This is a genomic window from Rhodococcus sp. NPDC057529, assembly GCF_042802055.1.
Classification (GTDB): domain Bacteria; phylum Actinomycetota; class Actinomycetes; order Mycobacteriales; family Mycobacteriaceae; genus Rhodococcus_F.
Map to the genome: position 1 here is coordinate 204,369 of NZ_JBHVEY010000007.1, position 26,635 is coordinate 231,003.

The 26,635-nt window shown below is 68.5% G+C and carries 28 protein-coding genes and 1 tRNA gene; 17 read left to right on the forward strand and 12 right to left on the reverse strand.

From position 1 onward, the window contains the following. Window positions 1-140 precede the first annotated feature (140 nt). Complete coding sequence (locus ACFU5V_RS15925; RefSeq protein ID WP_378430577.1) at window positions 141-1,214, forward strand: D-2-hydroxyacid dehydrogenase; 1,074 nt, start codon at window positions 141-143, stop codon at window positions 1,212-1,214. Window positions 1,215-1,232: 18 nt separating this feature from the next. On the opposite strand, the gene ACFU5V_RS15930 is transcribed toward ACFU5V_RS15925, so the two are convergent. Both ACFU5V_RS15930 and ACFU5V_RS15935 read right to left on the reverse strand, forming a co-directional pair. Next, window positions 1,233-1,571, reverse strand: a complete 339-nt coding sequence (locus tag ACFU5V_RS15930; RefSeq protein WP_378700467.1) for an SHOCT domain-containing protein — start codon at window positions 1,569-1,571, stop codon at window positions 1,233-1,235. 28 nt (window positions 1,572-1,599) lie between these two features. Further along, the gene (locus ACFU5V_RS15935; RefSeq protein WP_378700469.1) at window positions 1,600-2,028 is read right to left on the reverse strand and encodes a DUF6325 family protein; all 429 of its coding nucleotides are present in this window, start codon (window positions 2,026-2,028) and stop codon (window positions 1,600-1,602) included. A gap of 183 nt (window positions 2,029-2,211) precedes the next feature. Here ACFU5V_RS15935 and ACFU5V_RS15940 point away from each other — a divergent pair, with 183 nt between their 5' ends. From ACFU5V_RS15940 to ACFU5V_RS15955, 4 genes are all read left to right on the forward strand, one after another. Continuing rightward, a complete protein-coding gene (locus ACFU5V_RS15940; protein ID WP_378700471.1) occupies window positions 2,212-3,456 on the forward strand; it encodes a cation:proton antiporter in 1,245 nt (414 codons plus the stop codon). Further along, window positions 3,453-5,021 (forward strand): MFS transporter, encoded by a 1,569-nt coding sequence (locus ACFU5V_RS15945; RefSeq protein WP_378430573.1) that lies wholly within the window; start codon window positions 3,453-3,455, stop codon window positions 5,019-5,021. The genes ACFU5V_RS15940 and ACFU5V_RS15945 overlap by 4 nt, the downstream gene beginning before the upstream one ends. Window positions 5,022-5,124: 103 nt before the next feature. Beyond that, entirely contained in the window at window positions 5,125-6,441 is a 1,317-nt protein-coding gene (locus ACFU5V_RS15950) for a serine hydrolase domain-containing protein (RefSeq protein WP_378430572.1), read from the forward strand. 77 nt (window positions 6,442-6,518) lie between these two features. Continuing rightward, window positions 6,519-7,331, forward strand: a complete 813-nt coding sequence (locus ACFU5V_RS15955; protein ID WP_378700473.1) for an NAD(P)H-binding protein — start codon at window positions 6,519-6,521, stop codon at window positions 7,329-7,331. A 170-nt stretch (window positions 7,332-7,501) separates the two neighbouring features. Here ACFU5V_RS15955 and ACFU5V_RS15960 read toward each other — a convergent pair whose 3' ends face one another. The 3 genes from ACFU5V_RS15960 to ACFU5V_RS15970 all read right to left on the reverse strand — a co-directional run bounded on the left by ACFU5V_RS15960 (window position 7,502) and on the right by ACFU5V_RS15970 (window position 9,438). Then, the gene (locus ACFU5V_RS15960; protein WP_378430570.1) at window positions 7,502-7,771 is read right to left on the reverse strand and encodes a hypothetical protein; all 270 of its coding nucleotides are present in this window, start codon (window positions 7,769-7,771) and stop codon (window positions 7,502-7,504) included. 104 nt (window positions 7,772-7,875) lie between these two features. Continuing rightward, window positions 7,876-8,277, reverse strand: coding sequence for a very short patch repair endonuclease (locus ACFU5V_RS15965; protein ID WP_378700475.1), 402 nt, complete (start codon window positions 8,275-8,277; stop codon window positions 7,876-7,878). A gap of 15 nt (window positions 8,278-8,292) precedes the next feature. Further along, on the reverse strand, window positions 8,293-9,438 hold the full coding sequence (locus tag ACFU5V_RS15970) for a DNA cytosine methyltransferase (RefSeq protein ID WP_378700716.1): 1,146 nt from the start codon (window positions 9,436-9,438) through the stop codon (window positions 8,293-8,295). Window positions 9,439-9,747: 309 nt separating this feature from the next. Between ACFU5V_RS15970 and ACFU5V_RS15975 the strand changes: the two genes are divergently transcribed. Both ACFU5V_RS15975 and ACFU5V_RS15980 read left to right on the forward strand, forming a co-directional pair. Then, complete coding sequence (locus ACFU5V_RS15975; protein ID WP_378700718.1) at window positions 9,748-10,845, forward strand: hypothetical protein; 1,098 nt, start codon at window positions 9,748-9,750, stop codon at window positions 10,843-10,845. Then, window positions 10,842-11,429 carry a putative glycolipid-binding domain-containing protein gene (locus ACFU5V_RS15980; protein ID WP_072938341.1) on the forward strand — a complete coding sequence of 196 codons (588 nt, stop codon included), beginning with the start codon at window positions 10,842-10,844 and terminating at the stop codon, window positions 11,427-11,429. Before ACFU5V_RS15975 ends, ACFU5V_RS15980 begins: the two co-directional genes overlap by 4 nt. Window positions 11,430-11,480: 51 nt before the next feature. On the opposite strand, the gene ACFU5V_RS15985 is transcribed toward ACFU5V_RS15980, so the two are convergent. Continuing rightward, window positions 11,481-12,449 carry a prephenate dehydrogenase gene (locus tag ACFU5V_RS15985; protein WP_378700477.1) on the reverse strand — a complete coding sequence of 323 codons (969 nt, stop codon included), beginning with the start codon at window positions 12,447-12,449 and terminating at the stop codon, window positions 11,481-11,483. 49 nt (window positions 12,450-12,498) lie between these two features. Between ACFU5V_RS15985 and ACFU5V_RS15990 the strand changes: the two genes are divergently transcribed. From ACFU5V_RS15990 to ACFU5V_RS16010, 5 genes are all read left to right on the forward strand, one after another. Beyond that, the gene (locus ACFU5V_RS15990) at window positions 12,499-13,038 is read left to right on the forward strand and encodes a tRNA adenosine deaminase-associated protein (protein WP_087561549.1); all 540 of its coding nucleotides are present in this window, start codon (window positions 12,499-12,501) and stop codon (window positions 13,036-13,038) included. Window positions 13,039-13,049: 11 nt separating this feature from the next. Next, on the forward strand, window positions 13,050-13,508 hold the full coding sequence (locus ACFU5V_RS15995) for a nucleoside deaminase (RefSeq protein ID WP_005561213.1): 459 nt from the start codon (window positions 13,050-13,052) through the stop codon (window positions 13,506-13,508). A gap of 138 nt (window positions 13,509-13,646) precedes the next feature. Continuing rightward, a complete protein-coding gene (locus tag ACFU5V_RS16000) occupies window positions 13,647-13,838 on the forward strand; it encodes a CsbD family protein (RefSeq protein WP_009477222.1) in 192 nt (63 codons plus the stop codon). Window positions 13,839-13,894: 56 nt separating this feature from the next. After that, window positions 13,895-13,985, forward strand: a tRNA-Ser gene (locus ACFU5V_RS16005). A 124-nt stretch (window positions 13,986-14,109) separates the two neighbouring features. After that, on the forward strand, window positions 14,110-14,793 hold the full coding sequence (locus ACFU5V_RS16010) for a YceI family protein (protein WP_378433041.1): 684 nt from the start codon (window positions 14,110-14,112) through the stop codon (window positions 14,791-14,793). Here the strand turns inward: ACFU5V_RS16010 and ACFU5V_RS16015 are convergent. Then, complete coding sequence (locus tag ACFU5V_RS16015) at window positions 14,725-15,693, reverse strand: sterol desaturase family protein (RefSeq protein ID WP_378700479.1); 969 nt, start codon at window positions 15,691-15,693, stop codon at window positions 14,725-14,727. The genes ACFU5V_RS16010 and ACFU5V_RS16015 overlap by 69 nt on opposite strands. A 107-nt stretch (window positions 15,694-15,800) precedes the next feature. Between ACFU5V_RS16015 and ACFU5V_RS16020 the strand changes: the two genes are divergently transcribed. Continuing rightward, entirely contained in the window at window positions 15,801-16,298 is a 498-nt protein-coding gene (locus ACFU5V_RS16020) for an RrF2 family transcriptional regulator (protein WP_378700481.1), read from the forward strand. Here ACFU5V_RS16020 and ACFU5V_RS16025 read toward each other — a convergent pair. The 5 genes from ACFU5V_RS16025 to ACFU5V_RS16045 all read right to left on the reverse strand — a co-directional run bounded on the left by ACFU5V_RS16025 (window position 16,264) and on the right by ACFU5V_RS16045 (window position 19,616). After that, window positions 16,264-17,016 carry an IclR family transcriptional regulator gene (locus ACFU5V_RS16025; RefSeq protein ID WP_378433039.1) on the reverse strand — a complete coding sequence of 251 codons (753 nt, stop codon included), beginning with the start codon at window positions 17,014-17,016 and terminating at the stop codon, window positions 16,264-16,266. The two genes, ACFU5V_RS16020 and ACFU5V_RS16025, sit on opposite strands and share 35 nt — an antisense overlap. 15 nt (window positions 17,017-17,031) lie before the next feature. After that, window positions 17,032-17,991: a PDR/VanB family oxidoreductase gene (locus ACFU5V_RS16030; RefSeq protein ID WP_378700483.1), complete on the reverse strand. Its 960-nt coding sequence runs from the start codon at window positions 17,989-17,991 to the stop codon at window positions 17,032-17,034. Window positions 17,992-18,010: 19 nt separating this feature from the next. Continuing rightward, a complete protein-coding gene (locus tag ACFU5V_RS16035) occupies window positions 18,011-18,226 on the reverse strand; it encodes a hypothetical protein (RefSeq protein ID WP_378700720.1) in 216 nt (71 codons plus the stop codon). Between the two features lie 18 nt (window positions 18,227-18,244). Continuing rightward, window positions 18,245-19,315 carry an aromatic ring-hydroxylating dioxygenase subunit alpha gene (locus ACFU5V_RS16040; RefSeq protein WP_378700485.1) on the reverse strand — a complete coding sequence of 357 codons (1,071 nt, stop codon included), beginning with the start codon at window positions 19,313-19,315 and terminating at the stop codon, window positions 18,245-18,247. Window positions 19,316-19,451: 136 nt separating this feature from the next. Continuing rightward, on the reverse strand, window positions 19,452-19,616 hold the full coding sequence (locus ACFU5V_RS16045; RefSeq protein WP_378700487.1) for a hypothetical protein: 165 nt from the start codon (window positions 19,614-19,616) through the stop codon (window positions 19,452-19,454). A 237-nt stretch (window positions 19,617-19,853) separates the two neighbouring features. Between ACFU5V_RS16045 and ACFU5V_RS16050 the strand changes: the two genes are divergently transcribed. The 4 genes from ACFU5V_RS16050 (at window position 19,854) to ACFU5V_RS16065 (ending at window position 26,633) form a co-directional block, all read left to right on the forward strand. Then, entirely contained in the window at window positions 19,854-20,456 is a 603-nt protein-coding gene (locus ACFU5V_RS16050) for a TetR/AcrR family transcriptional regulator (RefSeq protein WP_378700489.1), read from the forward strand. A gap of 50 nt (window positions 20,457-20,506) precedes the next feature. Further along, window positions 20,507-22,858, forward strand: coding sequence for an MMPL family transporter (locus ACFU5V_RS16055; RefSeq protein ID WP_378700491.1), 2,352 nt, complete (start codon window positions 20,507-20,509; stop codon window positions 22,856-22,858). 95 nt (window positions 22,859-22,953) lie between these two features. Beyond that, window positions 22,954-24,687, forward strand: coding sequence for an ABC transporter ATP-binding protein (locus ACFU5V_RS16060; protein ID WP_378700493.1), 1,734 nt, complete (start codon window positions 22,954-22,956; stop codon window positions 24,685-24,687). Then, window positions 24,684-26,633, forward strand: a complete 1,950-nt coding sequence (locus tag ACFU5V_RS16065) for an ABC transporter ATP-binding protein (RefSeq protein ID WP_378700495.1) — start codon at window positions 24,684-24,686, stop codon at window positions 26,631-26,633. The genes ACFU5V_RS16060 and ACFU5V_RS16065 overlap by 4 nt, the downstream gene beginning before the upstream one ends. The last annotated feature ends 2 nt before the right edge of the window (window positions 26,634-26,635 follow it).

A 26,635-nucleotide genomic window follows, 5' to 3' on the forward strand; every position in this document is an offset into this window, starting at 1 on the left:
CACTGGCATGGCGAGGACCCTACCGCGCAACGAGCTATTTGTCATACGTAATTGGAAGTGTTGACTGAATCACATGATTAGTGCAGAGTTTTTATTCTGAACATATGGCCAGAGTTGGTCCTGTACCGAAGGAATCCGCAGTGAGTGCACACGACCCGAAGCCGCACGAGCGGCGACTCCGCGTAGTCGCCGCGACCCCCGTCAGCGAAGAACTCATCGACCTCGTCACCCGGGCGGAGCCGCGCATCGACTTCATCCGCGAGCAGGAGCTGCTGCCGCCCTCCCGATTTCCGGGTGATCACTCCGGCGACCCGTCGTTCACCCGGACCGCGGAGCAGCAGAAGGCCTTCGACGACCTGGTCGATTCGGCGCAGGCTCTGTACGGCGTACCCGACGAGACTCCCGCGGCGCTGACGAGAACGGCGCGGGTCAACCCCGGCCTCCGCTGGGTGCACACGATGCCGGCCGGCGGCGGCGCCCAGGTGAAGGCGGCCGGACTCACCGACGAGCAACTCCACCGCATCGCATTCAGCACGTCCGCCGGCGTGCACGCGGAACCGCTCGCCGAGTTCGCCGTCTTCGGACTGCTGGCCGGCGCCAAGACCCTCCCGCGGCTACTCGCCCAGCAGCGCGACAAGGCGTGGAGCGGCCGCTGGGCCATGGGAACCGTGTCCGGGCAGCGCATCGTCATCGTCGGGCTGGGCAGCATCGGCCGGGCGACGGCACTGAAGCTGAAGGCCCTCGGCGCGACCGTCGTGGGAACGAGCAGGCGCGACACCGCGGTCGAGGGAGTCGACGAGATCGTGCACCCCGACCGGCTGGCCGACGTGGTCGGCGACGCGGACGGCATCGTCGTGACGCTTCCCGGAACCAGTGCCACCGAAGGCCTCGTCAGCGCAAAGGTATTCGGCGCCGTCAAGCCCGGGGTGACGGTGGTGAGCGTCGGCCGCGGCACCGTCGTCGACGAGGTCGCCATGACCGCGGCGATCGAGGACGGACGCGTCGGATTCGCCGCGCTAGACGTGTTCGCGTCCGAGCCCCTCGCGTCGACAAGCCCGCTGTGGACTCACCCGAACGTGCTGGTCAGCCCGCACACCGCGGCATTGAATCCCGCGGAGGACCGCCTCATCGCGGAACTGTTCGCGCGCAACGCCACCCGCTTCCTCGACGGCGAGGAACTGATCAACCGCGTCGACACCGTCGAGTTCTACTGAGGATTCGGCACCGCCGCGTCAGGACCCGAGTAGTTTCGCCTTCGCCGCCGCGAATTCCTCGTCCGTGAGCACGCCGGCGTCCTTCAAACGGGCGAGTTCCTGGAGGCGGGACACCAGGTCGTCGCCGCCCGCGGGTGCCGGTGGTGGCGGAGGCGCCTGCTGTTGTGCTGCTTGCTGTTCCGCGTACTGCTGCTGCGCCGCCTCGTCGATCCGAGCCTGCTGCTCCGCCTCCTTGTTGGCGGCGCGCCGGTTCATCGCGTTCGACGTCGCCCGCGCGGTGCCGGTGATGACCGCAGTCCGGGCCACCGTGCCGAGCAGCCCGGGGCGTCCCATACGGCGTGGACCCCTGAAAACCATGTCGTTGCTCCGTTTCCGTTCGTGACCGTCAGACCGCGGCGGCGATGGCCGCCTCGACCACCTCGCGCGGGATGTGCAGGTGGAGAGCGACCTCGCCGCCGGCGTGCCGGGACGCGGCGGCGAGCTTGCGCGCCCACGTCTGCTCGTACACCAGCGCCACAGCCGACGTGCCCGGCTCCAGTGATTCGCGCACCACCTCGAGATCCTCGTCGCTGATCAGCGCCTTGGCTTCGAGGGACAGGGCGGCGAGTCCGATGCTGTCGAGGTCCTCGTCCACCTCCACCTGGCGCAGTGTGCCGTCGGCCCCCTTGGAGACGAACACGAGATCGAGGATGGTGACCACGCCCTGGGCGACCACCTCGCGGAACGTGTCGATCACTGCGGGATCGGCCCGCTCACCCGGAAAGGTGAGAAACAGGAACGCGACCGGACCGACATCTTCAGCTGAAATCGACATCTTCTCTCCCTGCGCTGGGGTGCCCTGGTGTCGATGATCGCGACCGGCCCGGGGGTGCGCATCATCCACGACGGGTGATTCCGCGCGGCGCCGTTCATCCCTTACGGATGATGACCCGGGGTCCGGGTTCTGTGAGGCTCGAGCGCAGTGCCGGTGCCGGGTGGTTCGAGAGAGGGGTGATGCATGCCTTCCGTGGGAGCCTCGCTTTTCTGGATCGTGGCGTGCGCCGTGATCGCCCCGCTGCTCGCCGGGCTGTTCCCCCGCAAGCTGGTGCCCGAGGTCGTGCTCCTGCTCGTCGCCGGGATCGTCGTCGGCCCGCACGTCTTCGACCTCGCGGTCGCGGGCAGCGAGATCGACCTGCTGCGCGAACTGGGGCTGGGACTGCTGTTCCTGCTGGCCGGCTACGAGATCGACACGGCCGAGATCACCGGTCGCGGCGGCAGGCGGGCGCTGCTGACGTGGCTGATCTCGCTGGCGCTGGCGTTCACCGTCGTGTCGCTGCTGAGTCTGGCCCACGTCGTCGACGCGGGCACGGCGGTCGCCATCGCCATGACGTCGACCGCTCTCGGCACCCTCCTGCCGATCCTCCGGGACGCGGGCGGACTCGACACCCGGCTGGGCAGGACCATTCTCAATCACGGCGCGTTCGGCGAACTCGGTCCCGTCGTCGCGATGGCGGTGCTGCTCGGGTCCCGTGGGTCGGTGGCGTCCATCGTGGTCCTCGGGCTGTTCACGGCCGCGGCGGTGCTGGTCGCGTTCATCCCCGCCCGCGTGCGACGGGAGGGCTCCCGGATCACCGCGATCATCCGGTCCGGGTCGGAGACGACGTCGCAGACCACGGTCCGGCTGACGATGCTGCTCCTCGTCGCCCTCACCGTGCTCGCGGCGGAGTTCGGCCTCGACACCATCCTCGGAGCATTCGCGGCGGGATTCATCCTGCGCCGGGCCACCCCCGAAGGCGACGAGACACTCGAAACCAAACTCGACGGCCTCGCGTTCGGTTTCCTGATCCCCATCTTCTTCGTGACGTCGGGCATGGCCATCGACGTCGCCGCGGTGGCGTCCGAACCCGGCGTCCTGATCGCGTTCGTCCTGCTGATTCTGCTGGTGCGGTCGGGACCGGTCTACGTCGCCGGAAGATTCGACCGCGGCGCCGACGGCACCGACCCGCCCTTCACCGTCCGCGAACGCACCCAGCTTGCGCTGTATGCGGGAACCGGTCTGCCGCTGATCGTCGCCGTCACCGGAGTGGCCGTCGACTCGGGCGACATGACGTCCGCCAACGCCTCCGTGCTCGTCGCGGCGGGTGCGATCACCGTCCTCCTCTTCCCGCTCGCGGCAACGCTGCTCGCGTCGACCCCGGAACCGGTGGCCGGCACGATCGGCCCGGGCGCGCGAGGCGACCAGAACCCCGGGAGCAGAACGTGACTCGAACAGAATCGACGCAGGCGCCGGCCCGGGCGACGCTGACCCTCGCGACCCTCATCCTCGTCGCCGCCGTCGCCAACCTGAACCTGTCCGTCGCGAACGTCGCGCTCCCCGACATCGGCCGCGCGTTCGACGCGAGTCAGACGCAGCTGAACCTCGTCGCCGTGGCGTACTCCCTCGGGCTGGCGGCGTCGGTCCTCTACCTCGGGGCGCTCGGCGACCGCTACGGGCGCAAGCAGATGCTGGTGCTCGGCATGGCGCTGTCACTGCCGGCGTCGGCGATCGCGGGATTCGCCGGGAACTTCGAAATACTGTTCCTTGCACGAGTTCTCGGCGGCGTCTCCGCCGGGCTCGCGTTCCCCACCACGCTCGCGATCATCACCGCGCTGTGGTCGGGACCGCCGCGCACCAAGGCGATCGCACTGTGGTCGGCTCTCGGGGGCGCGATCTCCTCGCTCGGACCGATCGTGTCGGGGGCGCTCCTCGAGCAGTTCCATTGGGGCTCGGTGTTCCTCGTGACCCTTCCGCTCGCCGGTCTCGCCCTCGTCAGTGCCATCCTGTGGGTGCCCGCCCACGTCAACGAAACGACCGATCCCGTCGACAATCTCGGCGGCATCATCTCCGTCGTCTTCATCGCCGCCCTCATCCTCGCGATCAATTTCGCGCCGGTGGACGGCTCCGGGGCACTCGCCGTCGGTCTCGGCCTGATCGCCCTCGCCGCGGGTGCCGCGTTCTTCCTGCAGCAACGGCGGGCGGCGCACCCACTGTTCGATCTGCATGTCGCCGCCCGCCCGACGTTCTGGGTGGCCGCCGTCGGCGGGGTGATCGTGTTCGGCGCCTTGATGGGAGCGATGTTCATCGGGCAGCAGTTCCTCCAGAACGTGCTCGGGTACTCCACGCTCGCCGCCGGATCCGCGATCATCCCGGCCGCCGTCGCGATGGTCGTCGTCGCACCCCGCTCCGCGAAACTCATCGAATCGCACGGCTCCCGGTTCACCCTGCTCCTGGGTTACCTGTTCGTCGTCCTCGGACTGGTCGTCGCGCTGGTGTGGTGGGACGAGAACGCGACGTACTGGTGGGTGGCACTGGCCTACGCGTTCGTCGGTATCGGGGTCGGATTCGCGGGAACCCCGGCGTCGCGGTCGCTGACCGGTTCGGTGCCGGTGTCGCGGGCGGGTATGGCGTCGGGCACGTCCGACCTGCAACGCGACCTCGGTGGCGCGATCATGCAGTCGATCCTCGGCGCGGTGCTCACCGCCGGTTACGCCAAGTCGCTGTCCGCCACGATCGCCTCGTCGCCGGACGCCGGCCAGATCAACGCGGAAACCCAAGCGGCGCTCACGAAGTCGTACTCCAGCGCCGAGGTGCTCGCGGAACGCTATCCGCAGTACGCCGAGCAGATCATCGCGGCCGCCCGCAGCGCCTTCCTGGACGGCGACGACCGCGCGTACCTCGCCGCGATCCTGGTGGTGTGCGCCGGGGCGCTGGTGGTGTTCTTCTTCTTCCCCCGCCGCGACGAGGAGAAGCGGCTGCTGGCCGAATACGCGACCGAGAGTGCGCCGTAGGGCGAACGTACCGTCGGTCGCCTCGGAAGCGCCGAAAGGTACATTCGCCCGGCGGTCGCGGGGTAAATTCCCGAGAGGGGCACCTCGACGACGGGACCGCACGATGACAGCTCAGGTCGTGACCAAGACGAATCGGCGACGGGGCCTCGCGGCGGTCGCGGCAGCATTGCTGCTGGTGGTGGCGTCGGCGTGCTCCGATGACTCCTCCTCCACGGGCACCTCCGCGACCTCGACGACGACGCAGACAGGATCGCCGGGGGCCGAGGCGGGCGCCGGCCAGATCGACCCGGGTGTCGCGGACCGGCTCGACGAGGCGATCGAGAAGACGATGTCGATGGCGGCGATTCCAGGTGCGATCGTCGGCGTGTGGGGGCCGGACGGTGACTACGTGAAGGCGTTCGGCGTCGCCGACAAGTCGACGGGCGCCCCGATGGAGACCGACTTCTATCACCGGATCGGCAGTGTGACAAAGACGTTCACGGTCACGGCACTGCTGCAACTGGTCGACGAGGACAAGGTGGCCCTCGACGACCCGATCTCGAAATACGTGGAGGGCGTGCCTGCGGGTGACCAGATCACGCTGCGCCAGCTCGCCCGGATGCAAAGCGGGCTGCCCAACTACACGGCAAACAAGGACTTCCAGCAGGCGCTGCTCTCCGACCCGATGCGGGCATTCACGCCGCAAGAACTGCTGGGTTACGCGTTCACGCAGCCCGCGTCGTTCCCGCCCGGTCAGGGTTTCGAGTATTCGAACACGAACACGGTCCTGCTGGGGCTCGTCGTCGAGAAGGTCGGCGGACTACCGCTCCCGGAGTACGTGTCGCAGAAGATTCTCCAGCCACTGAAGATGGCGGACACCAGTTTCCCGACCACCAACGCGTTCCCCGAACCGCACGCGCAGGGCTACACCGAGCAGACCCTGGACGAGAAGGAAGCCGTCGCCACCGAGTGGAATCCGTCCTGGGGATGGGCGGCAGGGGCCATGATCTCCACCCTCGACGACCTGCGCATCTGGGCGCCCGCGCTGGCCACCGGAACACTGCTGCAGCCGGCCACGCAGGCGCAGCGGCTCGAGACGGTGACCGCGCCGGGGCTGGCATCCGACGTCGGCTACGGTCTGGGCATCTTCGACATCGCGGGCTGGATCGGGCACAACGGCAGCCTCCCCGGCTACCAGACGGTGTGCATGTACCTTCCCGAGAAGGAGACCACGGTCGCGATCATGCTCAACACCGACGTCGCCTACGAGGACAGCGAACCGAGCACGGCGCTGGCGGGAGCCGTCACCGAGATCATCTCGCCGGAACACATCTACCGGCTCAGGCCCGGGGTGCAGAACCCGGATGCGTCGTCCCCCGCCACGCCGACGCCGTCGGAGACACCGGCGCCGTCCACGACCCCCGCCCCGCCGACCAGCTGACCCCCCATGTGAGCGGTAAAGCGTGCCCGCGCACACTTTGCCACTCACGTGCCCGGGCGCGGTAGTAGCGTGCAGCCATGACGATTCTCGTGACGGGGGCAACCGGGAACATCGGCCGAATGCTCGTCGACCACCTGCTCGCGCGGGGCGCGACGGACGTCCGGGCCCTCACGAATCATCCTGACAAGGCGCAACTTCCGGACGCGGTCACCGTCGTCGAGGGATACCTCCGCAGACTCGACAGCCTGCCCGCGGCGTTCGACGGCGTCGAGTCCCTCTACCTCGCACCGACTCCCGACACCGCCCCGGACGCACTGCGCCTGGCGAAGCAGGCCGGCGTTCGGCACGTCGTCGACCTCTCCGGCCCCCACGACGGCCATTGGGGCGACGTCGCATGCGCCGTCGAGGCGTCCGGCATCGAATGGACCCACCTGTGGCCCGGCGAGTTCATGGAGAACGCGGGAATTCTGGCACCGCAGATCGCCGCAGGCGACACCGTGCGCGAGCCGTACCCGACCGCGGCGAACGCGCCGATCGCCATGGACGACATCGCCGAGGTCGCGGCCGTCGCCCTCCTCGACGGCGGGCACGCCGGCAAGTCGTACGAACTCACCGGTCCCGAGACGATCACCCGCGCCGACCTCGTCCGGGAACTGGGCGCCGCCCTCGGCCGGAACATCGAGTACCGGCAGGTGCCGCTGGACGAGGCCGTGGACGTCCTCACACCGGCGATGGGGGAGTACGCCCGCTGGTACCTGGAGGGGATGGCGAGTCTCGTCGACCACCCTCAGCAGGCGAATCGCCTCGTCGAGCAACTCACCGGACGCCCGGCGACCACGTTCGCGCAGTGGGCGTCGGCGCACGCCGCCGAGTTCAGCGGTTCGGGGTGAGCGCGATGACGGGAATCGGGGAGATCGTGCCCGACAGGGTAGACCGTCGTCAGGCCCGGCGAACCGCGTGCAGGACGGTGTCGTGAATCGTCACGGGACGCCCGTCGGGGTCACGTGCCTCACGGGACGGAACCGCCGACACGAGAATCTGTTGCCGGAACGGCAAGCGGTTACGGGCTGGAGAACGTGTAGATCCGGCACCCGCTCATGTTCGCGGCCGACACGACTCCGTCGGCTCGCGCGAAGTCGCCCTTGGCGGAGAGATTGTTCGCGAGGGCGGCCTGGTCCTCGCAGAAACCCTGGTCCGCGGGATTGGCCGGGGGATTGCTGATGTACGTGTCGCCGGGGGCAGCCACCGCATAGGGCACCGGACCGACGAGTGGGACGGCCGCTCCTGCAATCGCAATGGAGGCCGCCGCGACGATACGGCGGATCATCATGCGCCTCCGAATGTGGTTCGAACGGTTGCTGATGACACCATCCTGCACCGATCCGGCGTCGGCGACCAGACCCCCAAGGGGTGGGAAGTGCAACACCTTCACCGTCAGCGGCGCAGGGCCGCCTGCACCCGGTCCGCGGCGACCACCGGATTCTCGTGCTCCCAGATCCGCACCACCGTCCACCCGGCGTCGGTGAGCGTCGAGTCGGTGTCCCGGTCGCGGGTGACGTTCCCGGCGAGCTTGTCGGCCCACCACTGCGCGTTGTTCTTCGGGAACGTCGCGTGCTGCGGGCAGCTGTGCCAGAAACACCCGTCCACGTACACGGCCACCTTGAGTCGCGGAAACACCAGGTCGGCGCGCCGCCGCACGCCCTTCATCGGCGCCCGGTCCACGAAGAACCGGACCCCGCGGCGATGCAGTTCGCGGCGCAACGCGAGTTCGGGTGCCGTGTCGCGCCGCCGCTGCGCCCGCATCCGGGCGCTGGTCGCGGGGTCGGTGGCGGGCATCGCAGGTCCGTCCGGCTACGCGGCGGCCTCGGGGAAGCCGCCCATGCGGTCGAGGTGGCTCTCGACGTCGTCGATGAACCCGGGCACGAAACGCAGATTGCCCATCCGGGCCCGTTTCAGGAACCCGGCGGTCGCGCGCGCCGACAGCAGCCGGGTGTCCTCGAGGAAGCCACTGAGATCCTCGTACGGCTCCTGCACCGGCCACGTCGACGTGTGCACGCGGAAGGCCTGACGGTTGCTGCCCCACGCCGCGACGGGCCACGCGTCGCCGGGCTTCATCGGCGTCTCGATGCCCCGCTCGTACTCGGCCGGCTCGAGCAGCCGCCGCCCGACCCACGACGCCATCCGAACACTCACCGCGTTGCCGACGAGCTTCCACCGATGACTGTTCCGCAGACCGGGGACCAGCGCGGCGGGCGCCGTCCAGTCGGGGTCGAAGCCCTGCAGGCGTTCGGCGTCCACGAGACCCGGGGTGACGATCTCGCCCGACGGCAGTCGCACGGCGGGCGGGCTCGCGATCCCGACGGACGAACCACCCTTGAGGGTGGGTACCGCGTTGACCGCCCACCCGAGGCCGCGGGTGCCCTCGGTCCAGTAGAAACCGCACGGGAAGTCGGTGGGGTCGTCGACGGGGCGTTCCCCGGCGTCCTCACCGAACAGGACCGCGCGGGGATCCTCGGTCCGCGAGGCGAGCATCAGGACCCGCTGCCGGCGCTGGGGGAGTCCGAACGCGCGCGCGTCGACCACGCGGTACGCCCACGTGTAGCCGAGGTCCGCGAGGGCGTCCGTGATGTGCCTCATAGCCGCCCCGCGACCCAGCTGCAGCATGAACGGCACGTTCTCGATGAGGAGCCAGCGCGGGCCCTTCTTCCGCTTCACCAACCGGAACACTTCGTCGACGAGACCGGAGCGTGCACCGGTGATCCCCGCGGTCCGGCCGGCCTGGGAAAGATCCTGGCAGGGGAATCCGGCGGCGACGAGTTCGATGTCCTGGGGGAGGGACCGCAGCTTGGTGACGTCGGAATGCACTGGGACGTCCGTGAATCGGGTACGCAGAACCGCCTGGGCGCCCGGGTCGATCTCACAGAGCAGTTCGGTGTTCCAGCCGTGCTCCCTCAGACCCAACTCGAGCCCGCCGATACCGGCGAACAGGCCCACCATGCTCCCGGTTGACGTCACGGCACCCTTCCTCACGAACCAGTCACCCGAGAACGTTACTCGAGATCTGTGGCCGCTTTGACCAACGACCCGTGAGTACTTCTTAACCGCGGGCGGTTAAGAAGTACTCACGGGTGGCGCAGCCACACATGATAACGAGCCGCGGAGGCGTCCCAGCGTGGATCAGCAGGACCCGCAGGTCCTCGACCGCGTACTCGAGCGTCTGGATCGCCCGTCCACGGCGAGCAACACGCAGACTTTCCACCACCGAGAGTCCTAGACTTCCTGTAGGTGGGAACACAGGGAGGCGACATGATCTCGGGTTTCCGGAACCGGTCGCACCTCGTGCGTGACGCCCAGGGCAGCGGCCTCGTCGAAGCGTTCGTCATCATCGGGATCTGCACGATCCTGCTCACCCGCGCGTACCTCCACCTCACCGGTTATCCGCAGGTCGGGGGATCGTCGCTGCACATCGCGCACGTCCTGTGGGGCGGACTCGGCATGGTCGTGGCGCTCGTGACCGTGTTCTCGTTCCTCGGGATGAAACCGCGGGTCCTGGGGGTCGTGATCGGCGGCATCGGATTCGGGTTGTTCCTCGACGAGATCGGCAAGTTCGTCACCAAGACCAACGACTACTTCTACCGGCCGTCCGTCGCGATCATGTACGTGGTGATCGTCGTGTTGCTGCTGGTCAACCGGTCGCTGCACGACGTGCGACCGCCGACCCCGACGGAGGACGTCGCCAACGCCGCCGCCATCGCGCTCGGCGGCCTGGACCGCGGCCTGGACCGCGCCCGCCGGGAACAGGCGCTGGCACAGTTGCGCCGGGCGGCCGCCGCCGGGGCGGACGAGGCGACGCTGACGTCCGTCCGGGATCTGCTCGACCACTGCCCGGACCGCAACGGCCGGACCGTGCCGACGGCCAGGGAGCTGACCCGTCGCGCGACGCCCGCGTTCGCGAAGGGCCCCGGCATGCTCTGGACCGCGGCCGTGCTCCTCACCCTGTTCTCCACCCTGGGACTGCTCAGCGCCGTGATCACCCTCGACGACGACCTCCGCGGCGACGAGGGAACCGACATCACGACGATCGGTCAGCTCACCGGATCCGCGATCGCGTTCGTCCTCTGCTGGTCGGCCGTCGTGCGACTGCGGAACGGCAAACTGTGGCCGCTGCAGTTCCTGCGGGCGGCAGCCCTGGTCACGGTGCTCCTCACCGAGGTGTTCGATTTCGTCGCACAGGAATTCGGGGCGCTGCTGAACGTCGCGGTCGGACTCGGCGCCCTCGTCGTCTTCTCGTCGCGCATCGCGGTCACGGAACGAGCCCGGGCACTGACGCTCGACAACTCTGCTGCAACGAAACTCGGCCCGTTGCCACCCCGGGAGCCGTCGTCGCTTACCGTAGACAGGTGAGCATCCAAGCCTCCGGTGCCTCGACCTGGCCCGCAGTACTGACGTGGCGGGCGGACAACGCACCCCGAATGGAATCGGTGCGCGTCCAGCTGAACGGCGACCGCATCAAAGCCGCAGGCCGGATCATCGGCGGCGAGTGCCCCGAGCATCCCGCGTTCAGCGCGTCCTACGACCTCGTCACCGACGAGAGCGGCGTGACCCGCCGGCTGTCGCTGCGGACGTCCGTCGCGGCCGGTGAGCGGCAGATGTCGATCAGCCGGGACGAAGAGGGCACGTGGATGGTGGAGCACGGCGCCAACCACCAGCGGTCCACGTTCGAGGGTGCCCTCGACGTCGACATGGTGCTCAGCCCCTTCTTCAACGCCCTGCCCATCCGGCGGTACGGACTGCACCTCGGGTCCGAGGACGTCGAGGTGCCCGTCGTCTACGTGAACCTCCTGGACCTGCGGGTGGAGGGCGCGATCCTCACCTACAGCAGCGGTCCGGACGGCATTCACGTGCTGTCGCCGGTGTCGAGTTCCTCGGTGACGGTCGACCGCGACGGGTTCATCATCGACTACCCGGGCCTGGCGGAACGGATCTAGGCGGCGGAGCCGCCCGTGCGTGGTTAACGAGTCCCTGCACTCGCCGGCCACTCACAGGCGGCGGAGCCGCCCCCCGCGCCGGCCGGCGTCACGCATCTCCTCGATCCAGCCTTCGTGGCCGGGAACGATGCCGGTGATCTCCCAGGTCTCCTGGTTGTCGTACGTCAGGCGCGCGCCGTGACCGTCTTCGACGAGTTTCGCCGTGGACGACGCCTCCGCCAGTTCGGTCCGGGCGTCCTGCAGCAGTGTCAGCGCCTCGTCCAGCGCGATCAGCAGGGCGTCCCGGTTGCCCTCGCACATGGCCCGGACGAGCCCGGGGGCGCTTCCGGCCACGCGGGTGCCGTCGCGGAACGAGCCGGCCGCCAGGCCCAGCGCCAGCGGTCCGCCGCGGGCCCCGGTGATCGCGAGCGTCTCGGCCAGCAGGTGCGGCAGGTGCGAGATCCGCGCGACCGCCCGGTCGTGTTCGGCGGACTCGGCGGGCACGACGACGGAACCGCAGTCCAACGCGAGTTGCGCGACCTGCGTCCAGATGCCGGGGTCGACGCCGTCGTCGGTGCCGACCACCCACACGGCCTCCCGGAACAGGTCGGGACTGCCGACGCTCCACCCGGACGCCGACGTTCCCGCCATCGGATGCCCGCCCACGTAGCGGTCGGCGAGTCCCTGCCGGGCCGCGGCCGCCGCGACCTCGGCCTTGACGCTGACGACGTCGGTGATCGGGCAGTTCGGTGCGTACAGGGCGATCGCGGTGAGGGTGGCGGCGACGGCGGGGACCGGGACCGCGATCACGATCAGCGCGGATTCGGCGGACGCGCGCTGCAGCACCGCGACGAGATCGGTGTCGGCGTCGAATCCGTCGGCGCGGGCGGCGTCGACGGACGGTGCGGACCGGTTGTGACCCCACGCTTCGCGGCCCGCGCGCACTGCCGCACGCAGCAGCGAGCCGCCGATCAATCCCAGGCCGAGCACGCACACCGGAGGTGTGGAAGGGGTTTCAGACACCCGAACAGGTTGGCACATTCGACGGCGGACTTCATTTACCGGCACCCAGCGGGCTACCGTTGCGCTCATGGGTGCACAGCGCGCGGAAAACAACAGCGCCTCCACGGATCGGGCAGAGGATCTGGAGGGCTTCGGTGTCGCAGTAGTACACGAGGACGGCCGGTGGAAGGTGAAGGCCCTCACGTCGGCTGCTCTGACCAGTCTGAGCGTCGCGGAGGAGGAGCTTCGGGCCCTCCGTAGCGCGGGCGCGTTCTTCGGTCTGCTGGACGTGGACGACGAGTTCTTCATCGTGCTCCGTCCGGCGCCGTCGGGAACGCGCCTGCTGCTGTCCGACGCCACCGCCGCCATCGACTACGACATTGCCGCCGACGTCCTCGAGGCGCTCAACGTCGAGGTCCCGGACATCGATCCGGACGACCTCGACGACGTCGAGCCGTGGGAGGAGGGCGACCTGTCGCTGCTCGCCGACCTCGGGCTGCCCGAACCCGTTCTGGCGGTCATCACGTCCGAGACGGATCTGTACCCCGACGAGCAGCTCGGGATGATCGCGCAGCGGCTCGGGTTCACCACGGAGCTGACCGGGGTCCTCGACAAGCTTCCCCGGTAGTCCCGCACGCCGTGACTCTTCAGGACGACGAGCGGATGATCCGCGCGGCGATCGAGGCGGCCCGCGCCGCCACCGACGCCGACGTGCCCGTGGGTGCGGTCGTGTTCGACGCGGACGGCGTCGAGGTGTCGCGGGCGGTGAATTCGCGGGAGGCGATGTCGGACCCGACGGCGCACGCGGAGATCATCGCGTTGCGGGCCGCGGCGCGGGTGTACGGAGACGGGTGGCGGCTCGAGGGGGCGACGCTCGCGGTGACGCTGGAGCCGTGCACGATGTGCGCGGGCGCGCTGGTGCTGGCCCGGATCTCCCGGGTCGTGTTCGGGGCGTGGGAGCCGAAGACCGGTGCCGTCGGCTCGTTGTGGGACGTGGTCCGCGATCGGCGCCTCACACACCGTCCGCAGGTCAGGGGCGGTGTTCTCGAGGACGAGTGCGCCGGCATCCTCGAAGACTTCTTCCGTGAGCGGCGCTGACCGGTTTCAAACGCTTTCGTGGGGTACTCGACACAGTGTGGCCGGGTCGCCATGACCCGTGCTTCTCTGGAGACAGGCGCCGACGAGGCGCCGCCGGACCCGTCACCGGGTTCGAAATCGGATTCACGGAGGTATCTCGTGGGAATCGCAGACAAAGCTTCGAACAAGGCGGAAGACCTCAAGGGCCAGGCGAAGGAAGCCACGGGCAAAGCGACCGGCGACCCGGACCTGCGCGACGAGGGCAAGGCAGACCAGGCGTCCTCGGCGGTGAAGGATGCCGGCGAGAAGGTCAAGGACGCCGCGAAGAACCTCAAGGACAAGCTCACGTAAAGCGGCTTCACCTGGCGATTTCAGGCTCGGGCGCCACATCCGGTAAAGTCACCGGCGGTGGCGTGTCCGAGCGGCCTAAGGAGCACGCCTCGAAAGCGTGTGACGGGTAACCCCCGTCCGAGGGTTCAAATCCCTCCGCCACCGCCACAGCTCCCCACCTGCCCGCGCAGGTGGGGAGTTTCTTTTCTGTCTCGGTCCGCGACGCTCGTTCACAGCACCTTCGCAGGTCGTTCCGGGTGACATCCCTTGAAGCTGCAACTAGCCTGAGCTCATGAAAAAGCTGTGGTGGTTGGTCGGCGCAGTGGTCGTTGTCGTACTCGCGGTGCTGGTCGGACCGTGGTTCTACGGCCAGTTCATCGCAGAGGACGACGCACCGGCGGCGTCGGTGTCGACCGAGGGCGCGGAGGCGGCCACCGGATCGGTCGACGGGCAGTGGACCGTCACGCCCGGGCAGGGCTCCAACCAGACGGCGGCCGGGTACACCGTCCACGAGATCCTCAACGGCGCCAGTGTCACCGTGGTCGGGTCGACCGGCGACGTGACCGGCAACGCGACCGTCGAGGGGGAGAAGCTCACCGCCGGCGACGTGACCGTGCAGGTGGCGACCGTCGCGACCGATCAGGCCCGCCGCGACAACCAGTTCCGCGGCAATGTGATGGACACCGCCACGTTCCCGACGGCCACGTTCACGGTCGATTCACCGGTCGATCTGTCCGGTCTGCCCGCGGACGGTTCCGTGGGAACCGTGTCCGCGCAGGGCACGCTGACGCTGAAGGGTCAGTCGCGTCCGGTGACCGTCGACATCGACGTGCTGCGCTCGGGCGACGACCTCATCGCGTCGGGCAGCATCCCGGTCACCTGGACGGACTTCGGTGTGACGCCCCCGTCACTGGGTTTCGTGACCGTGGACGGCAGCGGCACGGTCGACTTCCTGGTCAGCTTCGCGCGATCCTGACGGCGTCCAGCCGGGTGGACCGAACACGTAGCCGAGCTTGTCGCGCCACGACGACGCCCGGCGCCAGTCCCGGCCGATGGCGGCGTACTCGTGGGTCTGCAGCTTCCAGATGTTGTAGGTGCCCACCGGTGTGGTGAGCCCATAGGTGGGGCGGTGGGTTTCGGGTTGGAACGTGCCGAACATCCGGTCCCACACGATGAGGATGCCGGCGTAGTTCCGGTCGAGGTACTCGGGGTCGCAGCCGTGGTGGACGCGATGGTGCGACGGGGTGTTGAACACGAATTCGATCGGCCTGGGCAGCGTGTCGATGCGCTCGGTGTGAACCCAGAATTGGTAGACGAGGTTCACGGAGAATCCTATGAACACCATCCACGGCGGAATGCCGATCAGCGGCAAGGGAATCCACATCAGGATTTCGGCGCTGTTGTTCCACTTCTGCCGCAGTGCGGTGGCGAAGTTGAAGTACTCGCTCGAATGGTGCGCCTGGTGGGTGGCCCAGATGAGGCGGATGCGGTGTGACATCCGGTGATACGTGTAGAACAGCACGTCGACGCCGAGGATGAGGATCACCCACGTGTACCAGGCGTCGGCGGGCAGGTGCCACGGCGCGACGTACACCCAGATCGCGGAGTACCCGATCAGGGCCAGCGCCTTCCAGAACGTCGTCGTCAGGATGGACACGGCACCCATCGAGATGCTCGCCCGCGCGTCGCGGCGCTCGTAACCCCCGCGAACCGGGCGGGACCGTCCGTCGGGGTCGATGGTCGCGTCCTCGAGGTGCCGGGCCGCGAACCATTCGAGGGCGAGGAACAGCACGAACGCGGGGATGGCCAGCGTCACCGGCTCGTGCAGGGGCGTCAGCAGCGCCGAGTTCCATGCCGACGTCACGGTCTCCCACATGCCGCTTCCTCCATACAAGACGATCGTCCAGTTCACTGTACCCCGGAGTGACATGCGTCACTGAGTGGGATTTGCCGGTTTTCATACTCGGATGGTAGGAATTCGGTGTGCACATCACCGCAAAGGTGGACTACGCCGTGCGGACGCTGATCGAACTCGCCGCGGCCGGGCCGTCCCCGTCCAAGGCCGAGTTCCTGGCACAGTCGCAGACGATTCCGCACAAGTTCCTCGAGGCCGTGCTCGCCGACCTCCGCCGCGGCGGACTGGTCAACAGCCGGCGCGGACCCGACGGCGGCTACTGGCTGGCGCGGCCCGCCGAGGACATCACGATCGCCGACGTGATCCGGACCGTCGAGGGTCCGCTGGCGTCGGTGCGTGGTGAGCGCCCCGAGGACGTCGACTACGGCGGACCGGCCGCGAAACTGCAGGACGTGTGGATCGCGGTGCGGGTGAACCTGCGCGCCGTGCTCGAGAACGTGAGCCTCGCGGACGTGGCGAACGGGCAACTGCCGGGTTTCCTCACCGCGCTGACGTCCGACCCGGGCGCCTGGGAGCGTCGCACCCGGCCGGCTACGTCGGTTGACGAGGGCGCAGCGCGCGGCTGATCGTCCGGCCTGCCGCGCGCACCAGCGGGACCAGTGCGTTCAGCGACGCATTCTCCGCCGACACCACGAGCGACACGGCCGCGACCGCCGTTCCGGGACGTTCGAAGATCGGGGCCGCGACGGAGACGGCGTCCATGGTCACCTGACGATCACTGATCGCGACCTCGGATCGGCGGATCTCGGCGAGCGTGCGCCGCAGGACGACGGGGTCGGTGACGGTCCGTTCGGTGAACTTCTCGATCGGCCCGGCAAGCACCTGCTCCTGCACGTCGGTGGGCATGTACGCGAGCAGGGCCAAACCGATGCCGGACGCCGTCAGCGGGAACCGGCCGCCTACGCGGGTCTGGACGGGCACCGCCTTCTGTCCGGCGATGCGTTCGACGAACACGACCTCGGTGCCCTCCGCGATGCCGAGTTGCACGTTCTCCCGCGTGATCTGCGACAGGTCCTCCATCACCGGCATCGCCAGTTCGCGCAGCATCGTGCCGCGCGGTGCGAGCGACGCGATCTCCCACAGTTTCAGCCCGACGGTGAAGCGACCGCTGCTGTCACGTTCGAGGGCGCCCCATTCGATGAGGTCGCTGGTCAGCCGGTGCACGGTGCTCAGTGGGTACCCGGACTTGCGCGACAGGTCGCTGAGGGTCAGCCGCGGCGACGCGGGGGTGAACAGTTCGAGGAGCCGCAACGAGCGAATGGTCACCGATCCGGTGATCGCCATTGCTCGGTCTCCGTCTCACAGTTCCAGCGTCAGGCGTGCACAGCTCGCACGCGAGACGCAGATCATCATGGTGTCGCCCTCGGCCTGCTCGTCCGCTGTGAGCAGGGAATCCCGGTGATCGACAGTACCGCCGAGCACGGTCGTCTCGCAGGTTCCGCACGTCCCCTCCTCGCAGGACGACAGCACCTGGACGCCTGCCGCGGTGACGGCCTGCAGGATCGACTGCTCGGGCGGCACGGTGACGGTCTTGCCGCTCAGCGTCAGTTCCACCTCGAACCCCTCGGCCCGGACCGGCTGGTCGAGGTCCTTGGCGGCGAACCGCTCGAGGTGCAGCGTGCCGGACGGCCAGCGGTCGCAGTGAGCGGTGACGGCGTCGAGCAGCGGCGCGGGCCCGCAGCAGTAGACGAGGGTGTTCTCCCGGACGTCGCCGAGCAGCCCCGTCAGGTCGATGAGCCCGTGCTCGTCCTGGGGGTGGATCACCACCCGGTCGCCGAACCGCGCGGCGAGGACGTCGGCGAACGCCATCGAACTGCGGCTGCGTCCGCCGTAGACGAGGGTCCAGTCGGCGCCGGCGTTGTCCGCGGCGTGTGCCATCGTGAGGATCGGCGTGATCCCGATGCCGCCGGCGACGAACACGTACCGCGGTGACGGCTCGAGCTCGAAGTGGTTGCGCGGACCCCGGATCGTGACGCGGTCGCCTTCGCTCAGCTTGTCGTGCACGAACTGCGAACCGCCGCGGCCCATCGCCTCCCGCAGCACGGCGATGCGCCAGGTGCCGGTGTCGGCCGGGTCGCCGCACAGCGAGTACTGGCGGGTGAGCTCGGGTGTCAGGACCAGGTCGACGTGCGCACCCGGCGTCCACGCGGGCAGGTCGGCTCCGGACGGGTCGCGGAACTCCAGCACGACGACGCCGTCGGCGCCGAGCGTCCGGGTGGTCAGCTCCAGTTCGAGCACGGGTTCGGGCGGGATGGGCATGGCGGTCTCTTCCGGGAGGTCAGACGGGAACGGGAACGGAGTCCGGCGCGGCGGGCAGCGGCACGGCGGGTACCGGCGGGTCGGCGGGGTGGTGGCCGTCGGGGCAGGCGAGCAACCACTCCCACAGGGCGGCGGGTTCCTCCGCGACGTGGCGGGCGCCGCAGTGGCACTCGCCCTCGAGCAGGTCCGAACCCGGCAGCCACACGATCCGCATCACGTGGGTGCCGCGGAGCATCCTCGTCGGTTCCACCGGTCAGCCCGCCGCGGCGGCGACGGCCCGCGACGCGCCGGCCAGCTTCTTCAGGAGGCGGCGGGCGCCGAGTCCGCCGGCGTCGATGTTGATCGACAACTCCTGGTAGCCGTCCTTCTCGGTGTCGAGCGCCTGCTGCAGGATGTTCAGCGCCACGACGTCCTGCATGACGACGGTCCGGTTGTTCTCGGCCAGGAACGCCGTGACGGCGTCGTCGCCGATCGCGAAGTCGCGGGCCACGGCCCAGAAGTCGAGGGTGGAGTTCTCGGTCGACGGGGTGATCGCGTAGACGATCTCGCTGTGGAACGCGTGCGGGTCGGAGCCGTCGTCGCCGGGCAGTGGTGCGCCGACCGGGGCGATGCGGCTGTGCAGCAGGTACAGGCAGGGCGGGGTGTACTCGATGTCCTGCCAGCGGGCGATGCGACCCTCGATGCCGGTGGACTCGGAGTAGAACGGCGGGCATTCGGCGTCGTCCATGTGCCGGGACACGTAGATGACGTTCCGGTCCTCGTCGATCTCCGTGGTGATCGGGGTTTCCGCCACCTCGGGGGTGCCGATGTAGCCGCCGTGCAGGTACGTCTCGTGGGAGAGGTCCATCAGGTTGTCGACGAGCAGGCCGTAGTTGCAGTCGATCGGTTCCATGCCGGACACGACGGTGTAGTCGGGGGAGTCCATCCACGGTGCGCGGGGGATGCGGGTGGGATCGCCCTGTTCGGGGTTGTCCGGGTCGGCGATCCACACCCACACGAACGAGTCCTGCTCGACCACCTGGTACGAGCGCAGCCGGGCCGTGCGGGGAACGCGGGCCTGGCCGGGCACGAACACGCAGCCGCCGTCGCTGCCGTAGGTGAATCCGTGATAGCCGCAGACCACGGAGTCGCCGTCGAGCCGGCTCGGCGCCTCGGACAGCGGGTAGCGGCGGTGCACGCAGCGGTCGCTCATCGCGACGGCCTCGCCGGCCTCGGTGCGCCAGAACAGGATCGGCTCCTCGCAGATCGTGCGCGAGAACAGTTCGCGTCCGACCTCGCGGCCGTAGGCTGCGACGTACCACTGGTTGCGGGCGATCGTGGACATGAGTGCCTCCGGAATATGCTGGGCTGCTGCGTGATTCGTGACGCCGGACTCGAAGAGGCGACGGCGTCGTCCCCACCACTGTGCGGCACCGGAGGTGATCCACCACACTCGGTTTCCGAATGCCGGAAGGATTTCGTCAGGGCTTGCGAACGAGATAGGCGAACATCGTCACCGACATGTGGAAGTCGCCGCTGCGGGCGGCGGCATTCAGCTGGTCCAGGAGGTCGTCGCGCTGCGCGGCGGTGATCGCTCCCTCCGCGACCGCGGAGGCGGTCATCATCTGGACGAGGGGACCGGTCACATCCGCCGGATTCCCGGGCGCGCGGCCTGGACGTCGAGAACGGACGCGAGTTGGTCCAGGGCGGCGCGGTCGATCTCGTCCGCCCGGAACGAGAGCGGCGCCGTCGGATCGGACATGGGTCCACCGTAACGCCGCGGTGATCCCCGACACAGTGCCGCGCGGATTGTGGGCAAGAACATGAAAATTGCGCTCTTACGCAAATTTGCAGAGCTCTGCAAGTTCTGTACCCTCGGAGTAGTGATTTCGGAAATCGGACTGCGGGACCGCAAGAAGGCCGCCACCCGCGCAGCCCTCAGCGGCGCCGCCGCACGCCTGGCCCGTGCGCTGGGCATCGAATGCGTCACCGCCGACGCCATCGCGTCCGAGGCGGGGGTCTCCACCCGGACGTTCCACAACTACTTCTCCAGCAAGGAAGAGGCGGTCCTCGCGCACTTCGAGCAGTCCGTCCACGACTGGGTGGACCTGCTCCGCGCCCGCCCCGAGGACGAGCCGATCTGGGATTCGCTCGAGCACGTGGTGGTCCAGATCGTCACCGATCCCGCGAAACCGCTCGAAGAGACCGCGGTGATGATGGAACTCGTCGAGACCAGCCCCGCGCTGCTCGCGAAGAAACTCGAAGTGCACCTGCGCGTCACCCGCCTGGTCGGTGAGGTGATCGCCGAACGCACGGGCACGGACATCGACACCGACCTCTACCCCAACCTGCTGCACCTGGCGGTCGGATCGGCGTGCAAGGCGTCGCTCGATCTGTGGATGAGCGGCAAGTCCGGCGCCAGTGGGCCCGAAGAACTCGTCCGCGACGCCATTCGTCAACTCCGTCAGGGCATCCCGCAGCCGTAATCGGCTGCCCCGAACCACCCTTCTTTCCACCGACTCAGAAGGAGCCTCTCGTGGCCACCTATCTCTATCGGATCGGCAGATTCGCCTACAGGCGAAAAGGCGCGGTCCTCAGCGTCTGGTTGGTGATCCTGGTCCTCATGGGTGTCGGGGCGGCAACGCTGTCCGGGCCCACCAAGGACTCGTTCTCCATTCCGGGCACCCCCGCGCAGCAGGCGCAGGACCTGATGGCCGAACGCTTCCCCGAGGCCGCGGGCAGCGACCCGATGAACGCCGTCAGCGCGCGCTACGTGTTCGCCGCCCCCGAGGGGCAGACCCTCGAGAGCGAGCAGAGTCAGCAGGCGATGGACGCGGTGCTCGCCAAGGTGCGCGGAATCGAACAGGTCCAGGACGCCGCCAAAGTCGATCCCGCCACCGCCTCGGGCGCCGAAGCCGCGAAGGCACTGGTCAACCCGGTCACAGCGAACGAGCAGCTCGTCGAGATGGCGAAATCGACGGCGGCCGACAAGGGAATCAGCGAAGCGGACGCCGTCGCTAACGCGCAGGCGCTGTCGCCGCTGAACGCGGACAAGACCGTCGGCTACGTCGAGGTGCCGTTCACGGGTGGCATGGGCGACGTGGATCAGGCCCTGCGCGACCAGATCTCGGCCGCTGCCGACGCCGGCCGCAACGCCGGACTGACCGTCGAGATCAGCGGGTCCGCCGCCAACGAAGCCGAGCCGCCCGGCGGCTCCACCGAACTCGTCGGCATCGGCGTGGCCGCTGTCGTGCTCGCGCTGACGTTCGGTTCTCTGGTGGCCGCGGGTCTGCCGTTGATCACCGCGATCATCGGCATCATGATCGGCAGCCTCGGCATCACCGTCGCCACCGGCTTCACCGACCTCAGCTCGATGACACCCACGCTGGCCATCATGATCGGCCTCGCCGTCGCGATCGACTACTCGCTGTTCATCGTGTCCCGGTTCCGGCACGAACTCACCCTCACGGACGACCGCTCGGAGGCGGCCGGACGCGCCGTCGGCACCGCCGGCTCCGCCGTGGTGTTCGCCGGTCTCACGGTCATCATCGCGCTGATCGCGCTGCGCGTCGTCGGGATTCCGTTCCTGTCCGACATGGGTGCGGCCGCCGCGTTCACGGTGTTCATCGCCGTCTCGATCGCCCTGACGCTCCTGCCCGCGATCCTCGGGTTGTTCGGGAAGAAGGCGTTCGCAGGCAAGATCCCGTTCCTCACCAGTCGCGACCTCGAGGACGACGAGGGCAAGCCGAGCCTCGCCCTGCGGTACATCAGCGCCGTGGTCCGCAGACCCGCGATTCCGCTGATCGCCGGCGTCGTGGTGCTCGGGGCGCTCGCCGTCCCCGCGACCGGCCTGAGCCTGGCCCTGCCCAGCGAGGGCACCGGCGACCCCGCCACCAGCTCTCGGCAGGCGTACGACCTCGTCAGCGAGGGCTTCGGCCCCGGCAAGAACGGGCCGCTGCTCGTCGTCGTCGACGCCAAGGACGTCACCACCGGAACGCCGTCGGAGGCGTTCGGTGAGGTCGTGAAGACCATCACCGCACAGGACGACGTGTCGAACGCGCAGGTCGTCGGTGTCAACAAGGCCGGCGACACCGCGCAGATCCTGGTCACGCCGAGCAGCGCGCCCAGCGATCCGGCCACGATGGATCTGGTGAGCAACATCCGCGGCGCGGAGGCCGACCTGCACGACTCGATCGGCGTCAACTACGGCGTCACCGGGCAGACCGCGCTCGAAGGCGATGTGTCGGACACGCTGCAGGACGCGCTGATCCCGTATCTCGCGGTGGTCGTGGGCCTGGCCTTCCTCCTGCTGCTGCTCGTGTTCCGTTCGCTGCTCGTGCCGCTGACCGCCACGCTCGGCTTCCTCCTCAGCGTCGCGGCCACGTTCGGTGCCACGGTCGCGGTGTTCCAGGAAGGCTGGGGCGGCATCATCTCCAACCCGCAGCCGATCGTCAGCTTCATGCCGATCTTCCTGATCGGTGTCGTGTTCGGACTCGCGATGGACTACCAGGTGTTCCTGGTGACCCGGATGCGGGAGGAATACGTGCACGGCGCGACCGCGAAACAGGCCGTCACCGTCGGCTTCAACCACGGTGCCCGGGTGGTCAGCGCCGCCGCGGTCATCATGATCTCGGTGTTCGCGGCCTTCATCGCCGAACCGAACTCGTTCATCAAGTCGATCGGCTTCGCCCTCGCGGCCGCCGTGTTCTTCGACGCCTTCATCGTGCGCATGGTGATCATCCCGTCGGTGATGGCACTGCTCGGCGACAAGGCCTGGTGGCTGCCGAAGTGGCTGGACAAGATCCTGCCCAACGTCGACATCGAGGGCGAGAAGCTGAAGAAGGTCCTGCACGACGCGGACAGGCGCTTCGCGCCCGTGAGTGGTTGAGGAGTTTCTGGACTCGTCAACCACTCACAAGGCCGCAGGCCCTTCTGTTGGTAACCTTCGGACATAATGATGACCCGCCAGGATCGCTGCTGCCCATGTTGAATGCCCTGCTCACCACGTACCTCCGCCCGTACAAGCGGGAGCTAGCGGCGGTCGTGCTGTTCCAGCTCGTCGCGACCGCGGCAGCGCTGTACCTTCCCAGCCTGAACGCCGACCTCATCGACAACGGCGTCACCAAGGGCGACACGGCGTACATCCTGTCCACGGGCGTCATGATGCTGCTCGTCACCGTCGTGCAGATCATCTGCTCGATCGGTTCGGTGTACTTCGGTGCCCGTGCCGCAATGGGTTTCGGACGCGACGTGCGCCGCGCCGTCATGCATCAGGTGGGGAGTTTCTCGTCCCGGGAGTTCGGCCGTTTCGGCGCGCCGTCGCTGATCACCCGCAACACCAACGACGTGCAGCAGGTGCAGATGCTGGTCGTGATGAGCTGCACGATCCTCGTGATGGCCCCGATCATGTGCGTCGGCGGCGTCGTGATGTCGATTCGGGAGGACGCCGGGCTCGCCTGGATCCTGGCGGTCACCGTGCCGGTGCTCGCGCTGTCCATGGGTTTCGTGATCTCGCGGATGGTGCCCGCGTTCCGGGAGATGCAGACCCGCATCGACGGGGTCAACCGGGTGCTGCGTGAGCAGATCACCGGCATCCGCGTGGTGCGGGCGTTCGTCCGCGAGCGCTCCGAAATGCAGCGGTTCGGCGACGCCAACGAGCAGCTCACCCAGACCGCCCTGCGCGTCGGCAGGCTGACGGCGGTGATGTTCCCGCTCGTGATGGTGATCGCGAACGTCACCAGCGTCGCCGTCATCTGGTTCGGCGGTCACGAAATCAACAGCGGCACCATGCAGGTCGGCTCGCTCACCGCGATGCTCAGCTACATCATGCAGATCCTGATGTCGGTGATGATGGCGTCGTTCATCGCGATGATGGCGCCCCGCGCCACCGTCTGCGCCGAACGCATCGGCGAGGTGCTCGGCACGGATTCCACCGTCGTGCCGCCGGTCGATCCGATCACCGTGCTGCAGAACCCCGGCGTGGTGGAACTGCGCGACGCCCAGTTCAAGTTCCCCGGCGCCGACGAGCCCGTCCTGCGCGACATCAGTTTCCGCGCCGAACCCGGCAAAACCACCGCGATCATCGGCGGCACCGGCTCCGGCAAGACGACGCTGCTGTCGCTGATCCCGCGCCTCATCGACGCCACGTCGGGTGCTGTCACCGTGTCCGATACGGATGTGCGCCGCATCGACCTGGACGTCCTGCGGGCAGGCATCGGACTCGTCCCGCAACGGCCCTACCTGTTCTCGGGCACCGTCGCCACCAACCTGCGGTACGGCAAACCCGACGCCACCGACGAGGAACTGTGGCGGGCGCTGGAGATCGCACAGGCCGCCGATTTCGTGCGCGCCATGCCGGAGGGCCTCGACACCCCGGTCGCGCAGGGCGGCACGACCGTCTCCGGCGGTCAGCGGCAGCGGCTCGCCATCGCGCGGGCGCTGGTGCGTCGTCCGTCGATCTACCTGTTCGACGACTCGTTCTCCGCCCTGGACCTCAGCACCGACGCCCGGCTGCGTGCCGCACTCAAACCCGAGACCTCGGACGCGTGCGTCATCGTCGTCGCCCAGCGTGTCTCGACGATCGTCGAGGCCGAGCAGATCGTGGTCCTCGAGGACGGCGCGGTCGTCGGAATCGGAACCCACGACGAACTGCTCGAGACGTGTCCGTGTTACGTCGAGATCGTCGAATCCCAACGATCGGTCCAGGAAGCACTATGAGCGATCGCGCAACCACCACCACCGCCGAAAGGCCCGTCGGCCCGCGTATTCCGGGGCCGGTCGCTCCGGGAGCCCCGGGGTCCAAGCCGCACGATCTGTGGCCGTCCACCAAGCGGCTGCTGCGTCGGCTGCGTCCCCACCGCATCGCCGTCGGCGTCGTTTTCCTCGTCGCCGCCGTGTCGGTGGTGCTCACGTCGATCGCGCCGCGCATGCTCGGCCAGGGCACGAACCTGATCTTCGACGGCATCATCGGCGCCCAGTTGCCCGCCGGAATGTCGAAGGAGCAGGCCGTCGCCGCGCTGCGGGCCGACGGTCAGAACACGTTCGCCGACATGGTGTCCGGCATGGCCGTCGTCCCCGGCGTGGGTATCGACTTCACGGCACTCGGCCGGGTGCTGGCGATCGTGCTGGCCCTGTACCTGGGGTCGTCGGTGTTCATGTGGCTGTCGGGTTTCCTGCTGAACATCGTCGTGCAGGGCGTCGTGAAGAACCTGCGCGCCGAGGTCGAACGGAAGATCCACCGACTTCCGCTGCGGTACTTCGACTCCCACTCCCGCGGCGACCTGCTCAGCCGGGTAACCAACGACATCGACAACGTCTCGCAGTCGCTGCAGCAGACGATGAGCCAGCTGATCGTGTCGGCGATGACGGTGATCGGCATCCTCGTGATGATGATCGTCATCTCGCCGCTGCTCGCGCTGATCGCCGTGCTGACGGTGCCGCTGTCGATCCTGGTGACGGCGCAGATCGCGAAACGGTCCAAGACGCACTTCGTGTCGCAGTGGAAGTCGACCGGCGAACTCAACTCGCACGTGGAAGAGGCGTACACGGGCCACGAACTGGTCACCGTGTTCGGCCGCGGCCGCGAGGTGGAGGCCCGGTTCGAGGAGCAGAACGAGGCGCTCTACCAGGCCAGCTACCGGGCCCAGTTCATCTCGGGCTTGATCATGCCCGCGATCATGTTCCTCGGAAACCTCAACTTCGTCGCCATCGCCGTCCTCGGCGGCATGCGGGTGGCGTCCGGCACCATGAGCCTCGGCGACGTGCAGGCCTTCATCCAGTACTCCCGCCAGTTCACCCAGCCCCTCACCCAGATCGGGGCCATGGTCAACCTCATGCAGTCGGGGGTGGCGTCCGCCGAGCGGGTGTTCGCCATCCTCGACGAGGACGAGGAAGACCCGGACCCCGCCGACGCACCCAACCCGGCCGAGGTCTCGGGCCGGGTGGAGTTCTCGGACGTCTCGTTCGGCTACTCACCCGACAAGCCGCTGATCGAGAACCTCTCGCTGGTCGCCGAACCCGGCCAGATGGTCGCCATCGTCGGACCCACCGGCGCGGGCAAGACCACCCTCGTCAACCTCATCCTGCGGTTCTACGAACTCGACGGCGGCAGCATCCTCCTCGACGGCGTCGACATCGCCGCCATGTCGCGCGACGACCTGCGGTCCCGCATCGGCATGGTCCTCCAGGACGCGTGGCTGTTCGGCGGCACCATCCGCGACAACATCGCGTACGGACGCCCCGACGCCACCGAGGACGAGATCCACGCAGCTGCGCGGATCAGCTACGTCGACCGGTTCGTCCACTCGCTGCCCGACGGCTACGACACCGTCATCGACGAAGAGGGCAGCAACATCAGCGCCGGCGAGAAGCAGCTGATCACGATCGCCCGCGCGTTCATCTCGCAACCGTCGATCCTGATCCTCGACGAGGCGACCAGTTCCGTCGACACCCGCACCGAACTGCTCGTCCAGCACGCGACGGCAGTCCTGCGCAGCGATCGCACGAGTTTCGTGATCGCACACCGGTTGTCGACCATCCGCGACGCCGACCTCATCGTCGTCATGGAGGACGGTCGCATCGTCGAGCAGGGCAGCCACGAGGACCTGCTCCTCACCCGCGGCGCGTACTACCGCCTGTACAACAGCCAGTTCGTCAGTGCGTAGCC

Coding starts and splice junctions, on each gene's coding strand:
- ACFU5V_RS15930 (WP_378700467.1), bottom strand. CDS start 1,571: ATGGTTTTCAGGGGTCCACGCCGTATGGGACGCCCCGGGCTGCTCGGC.
- ACFU5V_RS15935 (WP_378700469.1), bottom strand. CDS start 2,028: ATGTCGATTTCAGCTGAAGATGTCGGTCCGGTCGCGTTCCTGTTTCTC.
- ACFU5V_RS15940 (WP_378700471.1), top strand. CDS start 2,212: ATGCCTTCCGTGGGAGCCTCGCTTTTCTGGATCGTGGCGTGCGCCGTG.
- ACFU5V_RS15950 (WP_378430572.1), top strand. CDS start 5,125: ATGACAGCTCAGGTCGTGACCAAGACGAATCGGCGACGGGGCCTCGCG.
- ACFU5V_RS15955 (WP_378700473.1), top strand. CDS start 6,519: ATGACGATTCTCGTGACGGGGGCAACCGGGAACATCGGCCGAATGCTC.
- ACFU5V_RS15960 (WP_378430570.1), bottom strand. CDS start 7,771: ATGATGATCCGCCGTATCGTCGCGGCGGCCTCCATTGCGATTGCAGGA.
- ACFU5V_RS15965 (WP_378700475.1), bottom strand. CDS start 8,277: ATGCCCGCCACCGACCCCGCGACCAGCGCCCGGATGCGGGCGCAGCGG.
- ACFU5V_RS15970 (WP_378700716.1), bottom strand. CDS start 9,438: ATGGTGGGCCTGTTCGCCGGTATCGGCGGGCTCGAGTTGGGTCTGAGG.
- ACFU5V_RS15975 (WP_378700718.1), top strand. CDS start 9,748: ATGATCTCGGGTTTCCGGAACCGGTCGCACCTCGTGCGTGACGCCCAG.
- ACFU5V_RS15985 (WP_378700477.1), bottom strand. CDS start 12,449: ATGTGCCAACCTGTTCGGGTGTCTGAAACCCCTTCCACACCTCCGGTG.
- ACFU5V_RS15990 (WP_087561549.1), top strand. CDS start 12,499: ATGGGTGCACAGCGCGCGGAAAACAACAGCGCCTCCACGGATCGGGCA.
- ACFU5V_RS16010 (WP_378433041.1), top strand. CDS start 14,110: ATGAAAAAGCTGTGGTGGTTGGTCGGCGCAGTGGTCGTTGTCGTACTC.
- ACFU5V_RS16015 (WP_378700479.1), bottom strand. CDS start 15,693: ATGTGGGAGACCGTGACGTCGGCATGGAACTCGGCGCTGCTGACGCCC.
- ACFU5V_RS16025 (WP_378433039.1), bottom strand. CDS start 17,016: ATGGCGATCACCGGATCGGTGACCATTCGCTCGTTGCGGCTCCTCGAA.
- ACFU5V_RS16030 (WP_378700483.1), bottom strand. CDS start 17,991: ATGCCCATCCCGCCCGAACCCGTGCTCGAACTGGAGCTGACCACCCGG.
- ACFU5V_RS16035 (WP_378700720.1), bottom strand. CDS start 18,226: ATGCTCCGCGGCACCCACGTGATGCGGATCGTGTGGCTGCCGGGTTCG.
- ACFU5V_RS16040 (WP_378700485.1), bottom strand. CDS start 19,315: ATGTCCACGATCGCCCGCAACCAGTGGTACGTCGCAGCCTACGGCCGC.
- ACFU5V_RS16060 (WP_378700493.1), top strand. CDS start 22,954: ATGTTGAATGCCCTGCTCACCACGTACCTCCGCCCGTACAAGCGGGAG.
- ACFU5V_RS16065 (WP_378700495.1), top strand. CDS start 24,684: ATGAGCGATCGCGCAACCACCACCACCGCCGAAAGGCCCGTCGGCCCG.